This is a genomic window from Curtobacterium sp. MCPF17_031 (assembly GCF_003234035.1).
Classification (GTDB): domain Bacteria; phylum Actinomycetota; class Actinomycetes; order Actinomycetales; family Microbacteriaceae; genus Curtobacterium.
On record NZ_QKSG01000006.1, the window covers coordinates 54,697 to 72,855 of the forward strand.

Genomic DNA, 18,159 nt, shown 5'->3' on the forward strand with positions numbered 1-18,159 from the left:
GTGCCCTGGCTGAGCATCCGTCGCCGGAGGACGCACAGCGGAACCGCCCGCCTAGACTCGTCGGGTGCGTTACGCGAACTCCGTCGTCGACCTCGTCGGCGACACCCCGCTGGTCAAGCTGAACCGGGTCACCGCCGGGCTCCGGGCGACCGTCCTGGTCAAGGTCGAGTACTTCAACCCGGGCGGCTCCGCGAAGGACCGCATCGCGACGCGGATCATCGACGCTGCCGAAGCGTCCGGTGACCTGCGCCCCGGCGGCACGATCGTCGAACCGACCTCGGGCAACACCGGTGTCGGCCTCGCCCTGGTCGCCCAGCAGCGCGGGTACCGCTGCGTGTTCGTGCTCCCCGACAAGGTCGGCGAGGACAAGCGGAACGTCCTGACCGCCTACGGCGCCGAGATCGTCGTCACCCCGACCGCCGTCGCTCCCGAGGACCCGGAGTCCTACTACTCCGTGTCCGATCGCCTGGTGCGCGAGATCCCCGGCGCCTACAAGCCGAACCAGTACGCCAACCCGAACGGCCCCCGCAGCCACTACGAGACCACGGGTCCCGAGATCTGGCGCGACACCGAAGGGCAGCTCACCCACTTCGTCGCGGGTGTCGGTACCGGTGGCACGATCTCCGGCACCGGTCGGTTCCTCAAGGAAGCCTCCGACGGACGCGTCCGGATCGTCGGCGCCGACCCCGAGGGCTCCGTCTACTCCGGCGGCACCGGCCGTCCGTACCTCGTCGAGGGCGTCGGCGAGGACTTCTGGCCGCCCGCGTACGACGCCGGCGTGCCGGACGAGATCATCGCCGTCTCGGACGCCGACTCGTTCGCCATGACGCGGCGCCTCGCCCGTGAAGAGGGACTGCTCGTCGGCGGGTCGAGTGGCATGGCCGTGGTCGCCGCCCTCCGTGCCGCCGAGTCGCTGTCCGAGGACGACGTCGTCGTGGTCCTGCTGCCCGACGGGGGACGCGGCTACCTCGGCAAGATCTTCAACGACCGGTGGATGCGGTCCTACGGTTTCGCGGAGACCGACGACGAGCGCTCCGTGGGGGACCTGATCGCCGGCAAGGACGGCCGCCTGCCCGATCTCGTGCACGCGCACCCGTCAGACACCATCCGCGACGTGATCGACATCATGACGAAGTACGGCGTCTCGCAGATGCCCGTCCTCAGCGCCGAACCTCCCGTCGTGATGGGCGAGGTCGTCGGCGCGATCGAGGAGAAGGCCCTGCTCGAGCAGGTCTTCACCGGAGCCGCGGCCATGGCCGACGCTCTGTCCCCGTTCGTCGGCGACCCGCTGCCCCTGATCGGCATCGGCGAGTCCGTGTCCGCAGCCCGTCGCGCCCTCGAAGGGGCCGACGCCCTGCTCGTCGTCGGCGACGGCAAGCCGGTCACGGTCCTCACCCGCCACGACCTCCTCACCTACCTGTCCGAGTGACGGCCGCCGCCGCGAACGCCGCCCAGACGGCGACGGCGTGACGGCAGCAAGCACGACGGCAGCCCGCACGACAGCAGCAAGCACGACCGCAGCCCGCACGACAGCCGCCCGCAGGGCCGCAGCACCGCAACCACGCTGCCCACCCGCACCGCCCCACCCAGACCGCACCGAGCCTCCAGGAAGGGGCACCCGCGACATGACCGAGTTCAGCACCCGCGCCATCCACGCCGGCCAGGAGCCCGACGGCCCCACCGGCGCCGTCATCCCGCCCCTGTACCTGACGTCGACCTACGTGCAGGACGGCATCGGCGGGCTGCGGGGCGGCTACGAGTACTCCCGCTCCGGCAACCCGACGCGGGACTCGCTGCAGACCCTGCTGGCCGACCTGGACGGCGGCGTCGCGGCGTACTCGTTCTCGTCCGGCCTGGCGGGGGAGGACGCCCTGCTCCGCGCCTACCTGGAGCCGGGCGCCCGGATCGTGATGGGCAACGACGTCTACGGCGGCACCCACCGCCTGGCGAACCGCCTGCACGTGCCGTGGGGCATCGACCTCGTCACGGTGGAGATGAGCGAGCCGGACCGTGTCCGTGCCGCGCTCGCCGACAGCCCGGCGAAGACCGTGCTGTGGGTGGAGACCCCGACGAACCCGCTCATGAAGATCGCGGACATCGAGACCCTCGCCGCCATCGGACACGAGACCGGTGCACTCGTCGTGGTCGACAACACCTTCGCGTCGCCGGCCCTGCAGCAGCCGCTGTCGCTCGGTGCCGACGTCGTCGTGTACTCGACGACGAAGTACCTCGGCGGGCACTCGGACGTCGTCGGCGGCGCTGTCGTGCTGCGTGACCAGGAGCTCGCGGACAAGGTGCAGTTCGTGCAGTTCGGCGGCGGCGCGATCTCGTCCCCGTTCGACGCCTGGCTGACGATCCGGGGCATCAAGACCCTCAGCGTCCGCATGGAACGGCACTCCGCGAACGCCCAGACCGTCGCCGAGGCGCTGCTCGCCCACCCGGCCGTCGAGCACGTCTACTACCCGGGCCTGCCGGAGCACCCGGGACACGACGTCGCGGCCAAGCAGATGCGCGGCTTCGGCGGCATGCTGTCGGTGGCACTCGCCGGTGGCCCCGAGGCGGCGAAGCGGTTCGCCGAGTCGACCGAGTTGTTCGCGCTGGCGGAGTCGCTCGGCGGCGTGGAGTCCCTCATCGGGTACCCGAGCGAGATGACGCACGCGTCGGTCAAGGGCACCGAGCTCGCCGTCCCGGAGAACGTCGTCCGCCTGTCGGTCGGCATCGAGGACGCCGGTGACCTCGTCGCGGACGTGCAGCAGGCACTCGAGCGCTGACCCCGTCCTACGATGAACGGGTGACCTCCACGACGGCGCCGCGGCCGAGCCTCTTCGAGCGCCGGCACCTCGTCGCCACCGTGGGCATGGTCGCGATCGTGGCGGTCTCGGCGTTCCAGAACCTTGCGATGACGACGATCATGCCGGTGATCGCCGCCGACCTGGACGGCGAGGCGCTGTACTCCCTGAGCTTCGCGGCACCGCTCGCGGCCGGCGTGCCGGGCATGGTCCTGGCAGGCAACTGGACCGACCAGGCGGGCGGCCGGGTGGTCGCATGGGTGTCCGCCGCGCTGTTCGCGCTCGGCACCGCCATCGTGATGCTCGCCCCGACGATGCCGGTGTTCCTCGCCGGGCGTCTGGTCGAGGGCTTCGGCGCGGGCGCGATCGACGTGGTCCTCTACGTGCTGGTCGCGCGGGTCTTCCCCGCGGAACTGCACGGGGCGGTGTTCGCCGGGTTCGCGGCCGCGTGGGTCGTGCCGGCACTGATCGGTCCGGCGCTGGCGGGCATCGTGACCGACGCGTTCGGTTGGCACTGGGTCTTCGCGGGTGCCCTCGGCATCGCGGTGGTCGCGTTCGCGTGCCTGGTTCCGACGCTCCGCCGCCTGCACCCACCCGTCCTGGAGGCCCGCCCGCCATGGCACCGCGGGCGCATCGGGTGGTCGGTCGCCGCCGCTGCCGCGGTGCTGCTGCTCAACCTGGCCCCGGACCTGCCCGTCCCGGTCCGGGTCGCCGCGGTGCTGGTCGGGCTCGTCGGCGCCTGGTCTGCGCTGCGCCCACTGCTGCCCAGGGGCACCTTCACCGGCGGGCCCGGCCTGCCGTCGGTGGTCCTGCTCCGCGGGGTCCTGGCTGCCGGGTTCTTCGGCAGCGAGGCCTACGTCCCGTTCCTGTTCCAAGCGCAGCACGGACTGAGCGCCTCGGCTGCCGGACTCGCCCTGACCGTGGCGGCACTGAGTTGGGCGTCGGCGAGTTGGGCGCACGGACGTCTCGGCGAGAGCCGGCTGCCCGCCGCCCGTGCGTTCGGCGCGGGTCTCGGGCTGGTCCTGGTCAGCCTGCTGTCGGCGCTCGCGGTGGCGCTGTTCGACCTGCCCGCCTGGGTGCTCGTCGCCGGGTGGTTCGTCGGCGGCGCGGGGATGGGAGTCGCCTACCCGCGGACCTCGATGCTCACGCTCCGGTTCTCGCGCGAGGGCGACGACGGGTTCGCGAGCTCAGCGCTGACGATCGCGGATGCGTCGGGGAGCGTCGTCGGGCTCGCGGTGGCCGGGCTGCTGTTCACGGGCGCCGGTGGTCGGGACGAGCCCCTCGCGTTCACACTGGTGTTCGTGGCGATGACCCTGATCGCCCTCGTGGGGCTCGTCGCCGTCCGACGACTCGGCGCGGTCCCGCCGCCGCCGCGGCCGGGCGGGTAGCGTGGCAGACCCGGAACGAGGAGGAACCGTGCGCCGCACCGCCGCTGCCGTCCTGACTGTCGCACTCACGGCGACGACGGTCGCGCTCGCCGGGTGCACGGGTACGACCACGGCCGCACCGACCCCGGTCCGGAGCACCGACCTGACGAGTTCCGACGGCGGTTTCGCGAAGAACGCGGTGATCGGTGTGGTGCTCACCGGCGACGCGGCGACACCCGGTGACTCCGAGGACGATCGCTCGCTCGCGACCCGATTCCACGAGGAACTGACCGAGGCCGGGTTCCGGCCGGACGTCCGCGTCGCGGGAGCCGATCAGGCCGCGCGCCAACGTTCGGCCGTCCGTGACCTGGTGCGGACCGGGGCGAAGGCGCTGCTCGTCCGCGCCGCGGACCCGTCCTCGCTCCGGACCGAACTCCGCACCGCACACGACGCGGGCGTGGTCGTGGTCGCGCTGGACGGGGCGCTGCCGTCCTCCGGCGGCGGCAACGACGGACTGTCCTCGGACTACCGCGTCGATGGCGGCGACTCGGACGCGCAGCTGGTCAGCCGGGCTGTGGACATGGTGACGTCGCTGCAGCGTGGCGAGGAACCGTCGACGGAGTAGGGGTCGTCAGCTCCACCAGGCCGGGAACGACCGGGTGATCGTCTCGACCAGCGCCTTCCGCGACCGCCGCGGGCCGCCGAGCCACGCCTCGATGGCGCCGACGAAGCCCTGCGCCACGAAGCCCGCGGCGACCTCGTCGATGATCTCCGGCTTCGCACGCGGGTCGAGCTCTCGGATGTGCATCGTGCTCGACACCGTGAAGTGGTCGACGAGCAGGCGGTGCAGCGAGGCGTCCGCCGGGTCGGGGAGCGCGAGCGCGTAGATCGCGCGATGTGCCGTCACGTGGTCGACGACGGCGTCGATGCCGCGACGGGTGATGGCGGCGAGGTCGTCCGGTCCGGCACCGTGCTCGACGGCGACCCGACGGGCGACGGCGTCGTCCTCGCGGATCCGGTCGAGTTCCGGGGTCAGGACGTCGGCGAGCAACGAGCCGGGGGAGACGGCGTGCGAGTAGAACGTCGCGCGGTTGATCCCGGCGGCACGGGTGACGTCGGCGACCGTGATCTGCGAGACCGGACGGTCGGCGGCGAGGCGCAGGACGGCTTCGCGGAGCGCGGCCGTGGTGTGCAGGATCCGAGCGTCGACCATGACGCTCCTCCCATCTCGATCTGTCCCGCGACGTTGCGCGGTCGGGAGTCCGACGGTACCGCACCGTCCGGCCCGAGCACGCGTCCGCCGCACCGGCGTCGAGGACGGAGGGCGGGCCTCCCGGCGGCGTCGCGGTGGGACCACGCGGGGCCGGTACGAGGAGCGCGGAGCATCGGATCGACGCTTGTCCGCCGTCCGGACGAACCCGTACCATGGTGGAACGGACCGAATCGATTCGAGCGGCCGATCCCACTCTCTCGTCCCCCTCGGAGGATCCCCTCGTGTCCGCGCCCGCGACCACCGGTTCCCAGAAGACCATCCTGCACCCCGGCGATTCCCTGACCCGTGCCCAGCGCCTGGTCTACGTCTTCGTGCTCGGCGCGCTCACCGCGCTCGGGCCGTTCACCATCGACCTGTACCTGCCGGCGTTCCCGTCGCTCGAGCGTGACCTCGGCATCTCCGAGGGAGCCGTCCAGCTCACCCTGACGGCCACGACCATCGGCTTCGCGATCGGCCAGCTGCTCGTCGGGCCCTGGAGTGACAAGGTCGGCCGTCGACTGCCGCTCATCATCGCGACCAGCGTGCACGTCGCCGCCTCGATCTGCGCCGCCCTCGCGCCGAACGTCGAGGTCCTCGCCGTGTTCCGCGTGCTGCAGGGCATGGGGGCCGCGGCCGGCGGTGTCGTCGCGATGGCGACCGTTCGCGACCTGTTCGGCGGCAAGCCGCTCGTCCGGATGCTCTCGCGCCTGGCGATGGTGAACGGCCTGGCCCCGATCCTGGCGCCGCTCATCGGATCGCAGATGCTGCGGTTCGTCTCGTGGCGCGGCATCTTCGTGTTCCTCGCCTGCTACGGCACCGCCGTCGTGATCGCGTCGATCCTGCTCATCGTCGAGACCCTGCCGAAGGAGCGTCGCCAGGAGGCCGGGCACTCCACCATCGGGCAGCGGTACCGGGCGCTCTTCTCGGACCGGATCTTCGTCGGCGTCGCCCTGATCGGTGCGATGGTGTTCAGCGGGTTGTTCTCGTACCTCAGCGCGTCCCCGTTCCTGTTCCAGGGCGTGTTCGGGCTCGATCCGCAGCAGTACGGGCTGCTGTTCGCGGTGAACTCGGTCGGCGTCGTCCTGGGCGTGCAGATCTCGTCGCGGCTGGCGCAGCGGGTCGGCCCGCAGTGGATCCTGGCCTGTTCTACGGCGACGCTGTTCCTGGCGGCCGTGGCCATCGTCGTCCTCGACCAGCTCGGGGCCGGGCTCATCGGCGTCCTCATCCCGCTGTGGTTCTACATCGCCGCCTGCGGGTTCTCGTTCCCACTCGTGCAGGTGATCGGACTCGCGTCCCACGGCAAGGAAGCCGGGACCGCCGCCTCGCTGCTCGGCGCCCTGAACTTCGGCGTGGCCGGGATCATCTCCCCGGTCGTGGGGCTGCTCGGCATCTCGACCGCCACGCCGATGGCGCTGGTGATGGGGTGCACCGCGGCCGTCGCGGTCCTGGTGCTGTGGTTCGTGGTGCGGCCGAGGACCGTGCCGGCGCTGACGCACTGACCCGGGCGTCCGCCGGGTCCGACGGTGGGTGGCACGGCGGCGCGGGCGCTCGCGGCAGCGCTTCGCCTGGACGGGAGGCTCCGCCTGCCTCCGACGCCGCGTGCGGTCTCCGAGACTGGTTCATCTGACACCGGTTCGTCCGACACCGGTTCATCCGACACCGGTTCGTCCGACACCGGTTCGTCTGACACCGGTTCGTCTGACACCGGTTCGTCTGACACCGGTTCGTCTGACACCGGTTCGTCCGACACCGGTTCGTCTGGCGCCGTGCTGTTCAGCGGCGCGCGAGGCCCACGGCTTCGGCCACCAGCAGACCGGCGACCGCGAGCGCGGTCACACCCCCGACGAACACGTACGCGCGGGGCTGCTCGTACCAGGCACGGATGCCGGGCCAGCGTCGGGTGAACTCCCGCGTCGACATCGGTCGGGGGAGCTGGGTGGTGCGGACGTCGAGCGTGTCGACCAGGCGGTCGATGCCGTCGTCGCCCCAGACCTCACCGCGCATCCGGAAGAGGGTGTCGCCGTTCGCGTCGAAGGCCACGAGTTCCCGGCTGGTGCGGTCGACCGCGGGTCCGTGGGTGGCGGCCAGCACCACCTCGTGCACCTGCGAGCGGAACCAGGAGCGCCGCGGGCTGAGGACGCCTCGGATCGCGACCCGCTCCGGGTCGACGGCCACGAACGACGACCGGAGGCGCAGGAACACGGTGAGGACGGCGACGGTGAAGATCCCGACCACCGCGCTGACGACGAGCCAGGGGCCGTTCGGCACGGCCACCCAGACGACGGCGACGGCGATCGGGACGGCCGAGAACCCCATGCTCAGTGCCGTCGAACGCACGAGGGCGGCGCGCGGTCGGATGACCACGTCTGCGGTGCTGGTGTCGAGCGGTGTCGCTCGCGCCGTCGTTGCCCCCACGGCAGGCCTCCTCGTCCCCGAACTGCGCCGGATCGCCCGACAGCCGGCCCCGCATGCCGGGGCTCGACTGCGCGAGCGACGATCGCGCCGGGCACGACTCGTCGCCGTTCCCGTGACGGCGCCTGTGCCGTCCGATGCTGGTGAGCCGACCGGGTCCCTCCGGCGTGCTCGGTCCGGTCAGCATAGGGGAGAGACGGCCCTCGGAACAGGCCGGATGCCGCTTTGCGGACGGTGCCCAGCGGACGGGGGGCGTGGCGGTCCGTCGGCTGGGGGACCAGCGGTGGGCGGGCCTCCCGGCCGGACGGAAGCGACCGGATCAGCGGCGCGAGCGGAGCGGTGCCGTGGCCTGGACGACGGCACTGCCCGGACCACGGCACTGACCGGACGACGGCACTGCCGAGACGACGGAACCCCCGCAGCTGATGCTGCGGGGGTTCCGGTCTCGCTCTGCGGAGGATGGGGGATTCGAACCCCCGAGGGCTTGCACCCAACACGCTTTCCAAGCGTGCGCCATAGGCCACTAGGCGAATCCTCCGAGCCACCACCTCGCGGTGACGACACCCCATGGTACAGGTCCGAAGGGGTGCTCACGACCACCCGTCCGACCGCCCGTCGAGACCACGCGCCCGACCACCCGTCCGACCACCGGCCGCGACCGCCGCCGCTCACGGGTGCCCCGGAGGTCCGTGTCGACGCGAGGTCTATCCTGGGGAGGGTGTCGACCCGCATCTACATCACGTCAGCAGAAGGACACACCGGGAAGAGCACCGTCGCCCTCGGGGTGCTCGAGACGCTCGCCCGCACCGTCGGACGCGTCGGCGTCTTCCGACCGGTCGCGCGGTCCGTCGCCGAACCCGACTACGTCCTCGAGCTCCTGCTCCAGCACACCGCCGTCGAGATCCCGTACGACGACGCCGTCGGGGTGACCTACGACGACGTGCACGCCGACCCGGACGCGGCCCTGGCGACCATCATCACGCGCTTCGGCCAGGTCGAGCGACGCTGCGACGCGGTCGTCGTCCTCGGCTCGGACTACACCGACGTCGGCAGCCCGACCGAGTTGTCCTTCAACGCGAAGGTCGCCGCGAACCTCGGGGCCCCGGTGCTCCTGGTGCTCGGCGGTCGTGACTCGGCCGAGCGCGCGCCCCGCACCGCGGACGACATGGCCCAGGTCGCCGACGTCACCACGAGCGAACTCCGCGCAGAGCACGCCCAGCTCCTCGGTGTCGTGGTGAACCGTGCCGACCCGGATGCCCTCGGCCCGATCGTCGCGAGCGTCACCGCAGCGGTGCACGACCACCACCCCGACGCCCCGGTCTGGGCGATCCCGGAGGACGCTGTCCTCGTCGCCCCGACCGTCCGGGCGCTCCTGGCGGCGACTGGGGCCACCCTGGTCCGCGGTGACGACGCCCTGTTGGACCGGGAGGCCCTGGGCACCGTGGTCGCCGGCATGAGCATGGAGAACGTCCTGCCGCGCCTCATCGAGGGCGGCATCGTCGTCGTCCCCGGCGACCGCAACGACGTCCTCATCGCCACGCTGCTCGCCAACGAGTCGGAGACGTTCCCGAGCATCGCTGGTGTCATCCTCAACGGCGGCTTCGAGACGGCGCCGCAGATCTCCCGCCTGCTCGAGGGGCTGTCGAGTTCCCTGCCGATCGCGCAGAGCGACCTCGGCACGTACGACACGGCGCTCCGCATCACCCAGACGCGCGGCCGCCTCGCCGCGGACTCGCCCCGGAAGGCCGAGCTGGCGCTGGCACTGTTCGAACGGCACGTGGACGCCGAGGCGCTGCTCGCCCGACTCCAGCTGACGCCGTCCGGAGTGGTGACGCCGCTGATGTTCGAGCACGGCCTGATCGACCGGGCGCGCGAGCACCGGAAGCACATCGTCCTGCCCGAAGGTGACGACGACCGCATCCTCCGGGCAGCGTCCACACTGCTGCAGCGGCAGGTGTGCGACCTGACGATCCTCGGCGACCCGGCCGCCATCCGGGCACGGGCGACCGAGCTCGGGCTCGACCTCGACGCTGCGCAGCTGCTCTCCCCGTTCGACCCCGACCTGCGGGAGCGCTTCGCGCAGGAGTACACGGCCCTCCGTGCCCACAAGGGCATGAGCGTCGAGCTCGCCCGCGACACCGTCACCGACGTGTCGTACTTCGGCACGCTCATGGTGCAACTCGGCTTGGCCGACGGCATGGTGTCCGGCGCGAAGCACACCACCGCGCACACCATCCGGCCGTCGTTCGAGATCATCAAGACGCGGCCGGACACCTCCATCGTGTCGAGCGTGTTCCTGATGGCACTGGCCGACCGGGTCCTGGTCTACGGCGACTGCGCCGTGATCCCGGACCCCACCAGCGAGCAGCTCGCCGACATCGCGATCTCGTCCGCCGAGACCGCGACCCAGTTCGGCATCGAACCGCGGGTCGCGATGCTCAGCTACTCGACCGGCGACAGCGGTTCGGGGGCGGACGTCGAGAAGGTCCGCGCCGGCACCGCGTTCGTCCGCGAGCGCCGGCCCGACCTACCCGTCGAGGGGCCGATCCAGTACGACGCCGCCGCCGACCCGACGGTCGCGAGCACGAAGATGCCGGGGTCCCCGGTGGCGGGGCAGGCGACCGTGTTCATCTTCCCCGACCTCAACACCGGCAACAACACCTACAAGGCCGTGCAGCGCTCGGCCGGTGCGGTCGCGATCGGGCCGGTCCTGCAGGGGCTGCGCAAGCCGATCAACGACCTGTCCCGCGGTGCCCTGGTCAGCGACATCGTGAACACCGTCGCCATCACCGCGATCCAGGCGGGCACCGCAGCGCCGACCGCCGCAGCGCCGACCGCCGCAGCGTCGACCGCTGCCGTCCCGACCGCCCGAACAGAAAGCGACCCCTCGTGAGTGCAGCACTCGTCGTCAACTCCGGCTCGAGCTCGTTCAAGTACCAGCTCATCGAACTCGACGACGAGAGCACCCTCGCGTCCGGGCTCGTCGAACGGATCGGCGAGTCCAAGGGGTCCTGGAAGCACACGAACGTGCTGACGGGGGAGACGTCGTCGAACGACAGCGCCGAGGTCCCGGACCACGCCGCGGGTTTCCAGGCGATGATCGACGCGTTCGGCAAGGTCGGGCCGTCCTTCGACGAGCACCCCCCGGCGGTCGTCGGACACCGCGTCGTGCACGGCGGCACCCGCTTCGACGCCGCCACGGTCGTCACCGACGAGGTCGAGCAGCAGATCGACGACCTGTCCAGCCTGGCCCCGCTGCACAACCCGGCCAACCTCGAGGGCATCCGGGCCGCGAAGCAGGTGTTCTCGGACGTCCCGAACGTCGCCGTCTTCGACACCGCGTTCCACCAGACGATGCCGCCGCACGCGTACACCTACGCGATCCCCGCCGACCTGGCCGAGCGGTACCAGATCCGCCGGTACGGCATGCACGGCACGAGCCACAAGTACGTGTCCGAGCAGGCCGCGGTCTTCCTCGACCGGCCGCTGTCCGAGCTGAAGACGATCGTCCTGCACCTCGGCAACGGCGCGTCCGCCGCAGCCGTCGACGGCGGGAGGTCGATCGAGACGTCGATGGGGCTCACGCCGCTCGAGGGGCTCGTGATGGGCACCCGCTCCGGCGACCTCGACCCGGCCGTCCTCATCCACCTGCACCGCGAGGCCGGCCTGTCCTTCGAGGACCTCGACACCATGCTCAACAAGCAGTCCGGCCTGCTCGGCCTCACCGGCAGCGGCGACATGCGGGACGTGCAGGACGCCGCGACGAAGGGCGACGAGACGGCAGAGGCGGCGCTCGCCGTGTACCGCCACCGGATCCGCCGCTACGTGGGCGCGTACACCGCGCAGCTCGGCGGGCTCGACGCCGTCGTGTTCACGGCGGGCGTGGGGGAGAACAACGCGCTGCTCCGCCGTCGCGTGCTCGCCGGGCTCGAGCACCTGGGCATCGAGATCGACCCGGACCGCAACGAGCTGCACTCGAAGGAAGCCCGTCGCATCTCGACGGACGCCTCCCGCGTCGCGGTCCTCGTGATCCCGACCGACGAGGAGCTCGAGATCGCACGGCAGTCGGCTGCCGCCGCGCTCTGACCAGCGTCGCGTCCAGGGTGACGCCCTGACGGACGGGAGGCCCGCCACCGGTCCGGTGGTGGGCCTCCCGTCCGTCACCGGCCAGTCCCGACAGCGGGGCCCGTCCGTCAGCCGAGCGCGTGCAGCGCTGCCGGGATCGGCGTGTCGCCGCTGGTGACCTCGAACTGCCGACCCACGGCCGAGTCGTCCAGCAGCGCGTGCAGGACCACGGCCGCCACGTCCGCGCGGGGGATCGACCCACGGGGGACCGTGCTGCCGACCGTCACCGTGCCCTGCGGTGGCGTGTCGAGGAGGGCGCCGGGGCGGACGATCGTCCACTGGAACCGGCGCATCCGGACGTTCGCGTCCGCCTCGGCCTTCGCGCGGAGGTAGACCTGGAACACGTCGTCCTCGTTCTGCGCGGGCAGCTTCGCACGTTCGGGATCGTAGGCGTCGGCACCCATCGCCGAGATCATCACGAACCGCTCGATGTCCAGACGCACCGCGGCCTCGGCGAGCAGCACGGCGGCGTCCCGATCCACCGAGAGCTTCCGCTCGGCACCGCTGTTCGGCCCGGCGCCCGCGGCGAACACCACCGCGTCCACCCCGCGGAGCCGGAGCGCCAGTTCCTCCTCACTGAGCTGCTCCAGGTCGGCGACGAGAGCTCGCGCACCCGTCTGCTCGACGTCGGAGACGTGCGCGGGGTTCCGGACGATGCCGATGGCGTCGTGACCGGCGTCGGTGATCAGGCGTTCGAGGATCAGGGCGATCTGGCCGTGTCCCCCTGCGATGGCGATCTTCATGGGTTCGATGCTGCTCCTTCCGTCCGGTAGAGTGTTCAGCGGCTCCTCACGTGACGCCATCCAGGCCAACTCCCCCAGGGCGGAAACGCAGCAAGGGTAACCGGGCTCTGGCGGGTGCGTGAGGGGTCTTCTTTCGTTTTCGGGTGAGATGAGCGCAGGGCAACCGGGGCTGTGTTGGTTGCGTGCGTGAGGGGTCTTCTTTCGTTTTCGGGTGAGATGAGCGCAGGGCAACCGGGGCTGTGTTGGTTGCGTGCGTGAGGGGTCTTCTTTCGTTTTCGGGTGAGATGAGCGCAGGGCAACCGGGGCTGTGTTGGTTGCGTGCGTGAGGGGTCTTCTTTCGTTTTCGGGTGAGATGAGCGCAGGGCAACCGGGGCTGTGTTGGTTGCGTGCGTGAGGGGTCTTCTTTCGTTTTCGGGTGAGATGAGCGCAGGGCAACCGGGGCTGTGTTGGTTGCGTGCGTGCGGGGTCTTCTTCGTTTCCGGCCCGGACTTCATGCCCTGTGGAGAGCGGTGTCGAGGTGTCGGCGGTCCCGACTACCCTGGTCGCGTGGTCACCGCCCTGTATCGCCGTTACCGGCCCGAGAACTTCGCCGAGCTGATCGGGCAGTCGCAGGTGACGGACCCGCTCCGCACCGCACTCCGGACCAACCGCGTCAACCACGCGTACCTGTTCAGCGGCCCCCGCGGCTGCGGCAAGACGACCTCGGCACGCATCCTCGCGCGCTGCCTGAACTGTGCCGAGGGCCCGACCGACACCCCGTGCGGCGTCTGCCCCAGCTGTGTCGAACTCGCCCGCGGCGGCAGCGGGTCCCTCGACGTGATCGAGATCGACGCCGCCAGCCACAACGGCGTCGACGATGCGCGTGACCTCCGGGACCGCGCCGTCTTCGCCCCCGCGCGCGACCGCTACAAGATCTTCATCCTCGACGAGGCCCACATGGTCACGCCGCAGGGCTTCAACGCCCTGCTCAAGCTCGTCGAAGAGCCGCCGGAGCACGTCAAGTTCATCTTCGCGACCACCGAGCCCGAGAAGGTCATCGGCACCATCCGGTCGCGGACCCACCACTACCCGTTCCGCCTGGTCCCGCCCGCCACGATGCTCGAGTACATCGAGCAGCTCTGCGCGCGGGAGTCCGTCTCGGTCGCACCTGGCGTGTTGCCGCTCGTGGTCCGGGCCGGTGGCGGCTCCGTGCGTGACACCCTCTCGCTGCTCGACCAGCTGATGGCCGGCAGCGAGGACGGCGCGATCGCGTACGAGCGAGCCGTCGCCCTGCTCGGGTACACCGACGCCGCCCTGCTGGACGACGTGGTCGACGCGCTCGCCGTGGCCGACCCGGCGTCGGCGTTCTCGGCGATCGACCGCGTGGTGCAGACCGGGCAGGACCCGCGGCGCTTCGTCGAGGACCTGCTCGAACGACTGCGCGACCTGATCGTCGTCGCGGCGACGAACGAGAGCGCCGGAGCGGTGCTGCGCGGCATCTCGCCGGAAGAGCTCGACACGATGTCACGGCAGGCCGGGGTGTTCGGCGCCACCGCGCTGTCCCGTGGTGCGGACATCGCGAACCGTGCCCTCACCGAGATGACCGGCGCGACCTCGCCACGTCTGCACCTCGAACTCATGGTCGCCCGCATGCTCGTGCCCGAGGCGGACGACACCCAGCGCGGTGCCCTCGCTCGCGTCGAGCGACTCGAGCGGCGCGTCGGTGTCGGCGATGCCGGGGGACACCAGGCGCCGCCGGAGACGCTGCCGACGGCGGTGCCGGCCGCTGCATCGACCCCGGTGCCGTCCGCTGCGCCGCCTGTCCGGACGGCTCCGTCGAGTGCCGCCCCGGTCGGCACCGCGCCGACTGCCGCGCCCGCTGCCTCCACGGCGTCTGCTGCTCCCGAGACCCCGGCCGCACACACCGACGAAGGTCCTGGCGAAGCCGCGCGGGACGCCGCAGCTTCCTGGGCAGCAGCCGTCCCGTCGAACGCCTCCGCAGCCCGGGCCGAGCCCGCAGCACCGGCTGAACCCGCTGCGGGCGCCGAGCCGGCTGCCGGCGCCGAGCCGGAGGGGCAGGCTTCGCCGTCCTCCACCGGCGTCGGCACCGTCATCGGCGCCGAGCCCGCGGTCCGCTCCGTCACCCCGGTCGGCCTGCAGCAGATGCGGGACACCTGGCCGCAGATCGTCGAGCACGTCCAGCGCGCCAAGCGGTCGGCGTGGGCGGTCGTCGCGACGGCGCAGGTCACCGCGCTCAAGGACGACGTCCTGACCCTGACGTTCCCGAGCCAACAGGACGTCGCCTCCTTCAAGGAGATGAGCGGGCCGGACACCAGCGTCAGCGAACACCTCCGGAGCGCGATCACGGACCTGCTCGGCTTCCGGGTGAAGTTCGTGGCGCGTGGGCCGGGCGCTGCCGGTGCCCGCCCGGCGCAGCAAACCCCGACGCAGCAAACCCCGACGCAGCAAAGCCTGACGCAGCAAAGCCTGACGCAGCAGGCACCCGTTCAGCAGGCAGCTCCACCGGCGCCGTCGACGGGGAGCGCCTCGACCCAGCAGCAGGTTGAGCAGCCGAAGCAGGACCGGCCGCAGGGTCCGACGCCGCAGGAGGCGGTGGCGCAGACGAGCACGGTGTCCGACGCAACGGCGCGGCCACGGTCTGACCGCGCGCAGTCGTCGCAGCCGTCCGCATCGGACGGTCCGTCGTCGGAGCGGACCGCGCCGCCCACGGCTGCTCCGTCGCAGGCCGCGGCCGAGCGATCTGCGTCCGAGCGACGGGCCCCGGAGCGACCCGCTCCCGAGCGACCGGCAGCCGAGCAGCCTGCGACCCAGGACTCCGGCCCCGTGACCGAGTGGGCCGTTGCGACGATCCCGGCCTCGGACCCGACCACCGGTGCGGTGCCCGAGGACGTCGTCCCCGCCTGGGGTGCCCCCTTCGGCGTCGTGCCGTCGGACGCCACGGTCGCGCCGGCCGGACCGGCCGAACCGGTCGAGCCGGCCGCGCCCACCTCGCCTGCCGGGACCACCTCGCCGCCCGAGCCGTCCCAGTCGACGACCGGGGCGACATCCGGTGGCCGCGATCGGGCTGCAGCGACGACGGCTGTGTCCGCCGCGCCTTCCGGTCCGGCCGACGGCATCCCGGTGGACGACTACCCGCTGGACGACGAGCCGTTCGACGACGGCGCTCCGTTCCCGGACCCGGACCACGGCCGGTCCGCACGGGCGACCCGCGCGCCGTCGCGGCCGACGACTCCGCAGCAGAGCGCTCCGCAGCGGAGCGCCCCGACGCAGCAGGCGACGGCGCAGCAGCCTCGCCAGGCGCAGCAGGAGCAGACGCAGCAGGCACCTGGGCAGTCCGGCGCGCGCCGTGCTCCCGTCCCCGGGCGCTACGGCGAGGCGGTGGTGCGTGAGATCCTCGGCGCCCAGTTCATCGAGGAGACGTCACTGACCGAGGGGACGATCTGATGTACGACGGCATCGTGCAGGACCTCATCGACGAGTTCGGACGCCTGCCCGGCATCGGTCCGAAGTCGGCGCAGCGGATCGCGTTCCACATCCTCCAGACGGAGTCGTTCGACCCGAGCCGGCTGTCCGAGCTCCTGGCGGACGTCAAGGAGCGCGTCCGCTTCTGCGAGATCTGCGGCAACGTCACCGAGAACGTGCAGTGCAGCATCTGCCGTGACCCCCGTCGCTCCCCGGCGACAATCTGCGTGGTCGAGGAGGCGAAGGACGTCGCCGCCATCGAGCGCACCCGCGAGTTCCGCGGGCTGTACCACGTGCTCGGCGGTGCGATCAGCCCGATCGACGGCATCGGACCGGACGACCTCCGGATCCAGCAACTCATGGTGCGGCTCGCCGACGGCACGGTGGACGAGGTCATCATCGCCACGGACCCGAACCTGGAGGGCGAAGCGACCGCGACCTACCTCAGCCGGTTGCTCGTGCCGATGGGCATCCGCACGACCCGCCTGGCGTCGGGGCTGCCGGTCGGCGGCGACCTGGAGTACGCCGACGAGGTCACGCTCGGCCGGGCGTTCGAAGGGCGCCGGGTCGTCGGCGGCTGAGCGGACCGCATCCGGACCGTCCGGGGACGGGGCGACGCGGTCGTCCGCGCGGGATCCTTGCGTCGCGACCCGCTCGGACGCAACATCCGTGGAACACCGTCTACGATTGTCGAGCCGCGTGACGTCGCGGTGAACCGTCCCCAGGAGTGCGTGCCCGTGGCCTTGATCGTGCAGAAGTTCGGTGGTTCGTCCGTCGCGGATGCCGAGAGCATCAAGCGCGTCGCGAAGCGCATCGTCGAGACGAAGAAGGCCGGCAACGACGTCGTCGTGGCGGTGTCCGCGATGGGCGACACGACCGACGAACTCGTCGACCTCGCGCACGAGGTCACGCCGATCCCGGCGGGTCGCGAACTCGACATGCTCCTCACCGCGGGCGAGCGGATCTCGATGGCGCTCCTGGCGATGGCGATCAAGAGCCTCGGCGTCGAAGCCTCGTCGTACACGGGCAGCCAGGCGGGCATGCTGACCGACGCTCAGCATGGCAAGGCCCGGATCGTCGACGTCACCCCGAAGCGCGTCCGTGAGGCGCTCGACGCCGGCCACGTCGCGATCGTCGCCGGCTTCCAGGGCTTCAACCGCACCACAGGGGAGATCACCACCCTCGGCCGCGGCGGCTCCGACACCACCGCCGTCGCCCTCGCGGCAGCGCTCGACGCCGACGTCTGCGAGATCTACACCGACGTCGACGGCATCTTCACCGCCGACCCCCGCATCGTGCCGAAGGCCCGCAAGATCGACCGGGTCACCACCGAGGAGATGCTCGAGCTCGCAGCGTCCGGTGCGAAGGTCCTCTACATCCGCGCCGTCGAGTACGCCCGTCGGCACGGTGTCACCCTGCACGTCCGTTCCTCGTTCAGCAACGCCGAGGGCACCATCGTCTACAACCCTGCCGAGGGGGAAACCGTGGAAGAACCGATCATCACCGGCATCGCCGGCGACCTCTCCGAGGGCAAGATCACCGTCGTAGGTGTGCCCGACCAGCCCGGGAAGGCGGCTGAGATCTTCACGATCGTGGCGCGCGCCGGCGCGAACATCGACATGATCGTGCAGAACGTCTCGGCGGCCTCGACCGGCCGGACCGACATCTCGTTCACGCTGCCGAAGGACCAGGGCCAGAGCGTCCTGACGGCGCTCGAGGTCTCGAGGTCCGACATCGGCTACGAGGGCATCCAGTACGACGACCAGATCGGCAAGCTCGCCCTGGTCGGTGCCGGCATGCGGACGAACGCCGGTGTCTCGGCCCAGCTGTTCCGCGCGCTGCACGACGCGTCGATCAACATCGAGATGATCTCGACGTCGGAGATCCGGATCTCGGTCGTCACCCGTGCCGACACCCTGAACGAGGCGATGCGGGTCGTGCACGAAGCATTCGGCCTGGACGCCGACAACGAAGCCGTCGTCTACGCCGGCACCGGCCGCTGAACCCGA

The 18,159-nt window shown here is 71.5% G+C and carries 13 protein-coding genes, 1 tRNA gene and 1 other RNA gene; 11 read left to right on the top strand and 4 right to left on the bottom strand.

Going from position 1 to position 18,159, the window contains the following annotated elements; genetic code table 11:
* The first annotated feature begins 64 nt into the window (after positions 1-64).
* The 4 genes from DEJ31_RS10110 to DEJ31_RS10125 all read left to right on the top strand — a co-directional run bounded on the left by DEJ31_RS10110 (position 65) and on the right by DEJ31_RS10125 (position 4,781).
* Positions 65-1,429, top strand: a complete 1,365-nt coding sequence (locus DEJ31_RS10110; RefSeq protein ID WP_110902655.1) for a cystathionine beta-synthase — start codon at positions 65-67, stop codon at positions 1,427-1,429.
* A gap of 196 nt (positions 1,430-1,625) precedes the next feature.
* On the top strand, positions 1,626-2,771 hold the full coding sequence (locus DEJ31_RS10115) for a cystathionine gamma-synthase (RefSeq protein ID WP_111121784.1): 1,146 nt from the start codon (positions 1,626-1,628) through the stop codon (positions 2,769-2,771).
* 20 nt (positions 2,772-2,791) lie between these two features.
* Positions 2,792-4,177, top strand: a complete 1,386-nt coding sequence (locus DEJ31_RS10120; protein WP_111121785.1) for an MFS transporter — start codon at positions 2,792-2,794, stop codon at positions 4,175-4,177.
* A 28-nt stretch (positions 4,178-4,205) separates the two neighbouring features.
* Entirely contained in the window at positions 4,206-4,781 is a 576-nt protein-coding gene (locus tag DEJ31_RS10125) for a substrate-binding domain-containing protein (protein WP_181433500.1), read from the top strand.
* 6 nt (positions 4,782-4,787) lie between these two features.
* Here DEJ31_RS10125 and DEJ31_RS10130 read toward each other — a convergent pair whose 3' ends face one another.
* Positions 4,788-5,369 carry a TetR/AcrR family transcriptional regulator gene (locus DEJ31_RS10130; RefSeq protein ID WP_110902659.1) on the bottom strand — a complete coding sequence of 194 codons (582 nt, stop codon included), beginning with the start codon at positions 5,367-5,369 and terminating at the stop codon, positions 4,788-4,790.
* A 281-nt stretch (positions 5,370-5,650) separates the two neighbouring features.
* Between DEJ31_RS10130 and DEJ31_RS10135 the strand changes: the two genes are divergently transcribed.
* On the top strand, positions 5,651-6,907 hold the full coding sequence (locus DEJ31_RS10135; protein WP_258366258.1) for a multidrug effflux MFS transporter: 1,257 nt from the start codon (positions 5,651-5,653) through the stop codon (positions 6,905-6,907).
* Between the two features lie 274 nt (positions 6,908-7,181).
* Here DEJ31_RS10135 and DEJ31_RS10145 read toward each other — a convergent pair whose 3' ends face one another.
* Both DEJ31_RS10145 and DEJ31_RS10150 read right to left on the bottom strand, forming a co-directional pair.
* Positions 7,182-7,823, bottom strand: coding sequence for a hypothetical protein (locus DEJ31_RS10145; RefSeq protein ID WP_110902661.1), 642 nt, complete (start codon positions 7,821-7,823; stop codon positions 7,182-7,184).
* Between the two features lie 450 nt (positions 7,824-8,273).
* Positions 8,274-8,358: transfer RNA gene (locus DEJ31_RS10150), tRNA-Ser, on the bottom strand.
* Positions 8,359-8,538: 180 nt separating this feature from the next.
* On the opposite strand from DEJ31_RS10150, the gene pta reads away from it, so the two are divergent.
* Both pta and DEJ31_RS10160 read left to right on the top strand, forming a co-directional pair.
* On the top strand, positions 8,539-10,713 hold the full coding sequence (pta, locus tag DEJ31_RS10155; RefSeq protein WP_110902763.1) for a phosphate acetyltransferase: 2,175 nt from the start codon (positions 8,539-8,541) through the stop codon (positions 10,711-10,713).
* Positions 10,710-11,906 (top strand): acetate/propionate family kinase, encoded by a 1,197-nt coding sequence (locus DEJ31_RS10160; RefSeq protein WP_110902662.1) that lies wholly within the window; start codon positions 10,710-10,712, stop codon positions 11,904-11,906. The genes pta and DEJ31_RS10160 overlap by 4 nt, the downstream gene beginning before the upstream one ends.
* Positions 11,907-12,013: 107 nt before the next feature.
* On the opposite strand, the gene DEJ31_RS10165 is transcribed toward DEJ31_RS10160, so the two are convergent.
* The gene (locus tag DEJ31_RS10165; protein WP_110902663.1) at positions 12,014-12,688 is read right to left on the bottom strand and encodes an SDR family oxidoreductase; all 675 of its coding nucleotides are present in this window, start codon (positions 12,686-12,688) and stop codon (positions 12,014-12,016) included.
* 37 nt (positions 12,689-12,725) lie between these two features.
* Here DEJ31_RS10165 and ffs point away from each other — a divergent pair.
* From ffs to DEJ31_RS10185, 4 genes are all read left to right on the top strand, one after another.
* Positions 12,726-12,822: signal recognition particle sRNA small type (ffs, locus tag DEJ31_RS10170), an RNA gene on the top strand.
* A 358-nt stretch (positions 12,823-13,180) separates the two neighbouring features.
* The gene (locus DEJ31_RS10175) at positions 13,181-16,132 is read left to right on the top strand and encodes a DNA polymerase III subunit gamma and tau (protein ID WP_111121788.1); all 2,952 of its coding nucleotides are present in this window, start codon (positions 13,181-13,183) and stop codon (positions 16,130-16,132) included.
* Positions 16,132-16,731: a recombination mediator RecR gene (gene recR, locus DEJ31_RS10180; protein ID WP_110902665.1), complete on the top strand. Its 600-nt coding sequence runs from the start codon at positions 16,132-16,134 to the stop codon at positions 16,729-16,731. Before DEJ31_RS10175 ends, recR begins: the two co-directional genes overlap by 1 nt.
* 156 nt (positions 16,732-16,887) lie before the next feature.
* A complete protein-coding gene (locus tag DEJ31_RS10185; protein ID WP_110902666.1) occupies positions 16,888-18,153 on the top strand; it encodes an aspartate kinase in 1,266 nt (421 codons plus the stop codon).
* Positions 18,154-18,159: the final 6 nt, after the last annotated feature.

Coding starts and splice junctions, on each gene's coding strand:
- DEJ31_RS10115 (WP_111121784.1), top strand. CDS start 1,626: ATGACCGAGTTCAGCACCCGCGCCATCCACGCCGGCCAGGAGCCCGAC.
- DEJ31_RS10130 (WP_110902659.1), bottom strand. CDS start 5,369: ATGGTCGACGCTCGGATCCTGCACACCACGGCCGCGCTCCGCGAAGCC.
- DEJ31_RS10165 (WP_110902663.1), bottom strand. CDS start 12,688: ATGAAGATCGCCATCGCAGGGGGACACGGCCAGATCGCCCTGATCCTC.
- DEJ31_RS10175 (WP_111121788.1), top strand. CDS start 13,181: ATGCCCTGTGGAGAGCGGTGTCGAGGTGTCGGCGGTCCCGACTACCCT.
- recR (WP_110902665.1), top strand. CDS start 16,132: ATGTACGACGGCATCGTGCAGGACCTCATCGACGAGTTCGGACGCCTG.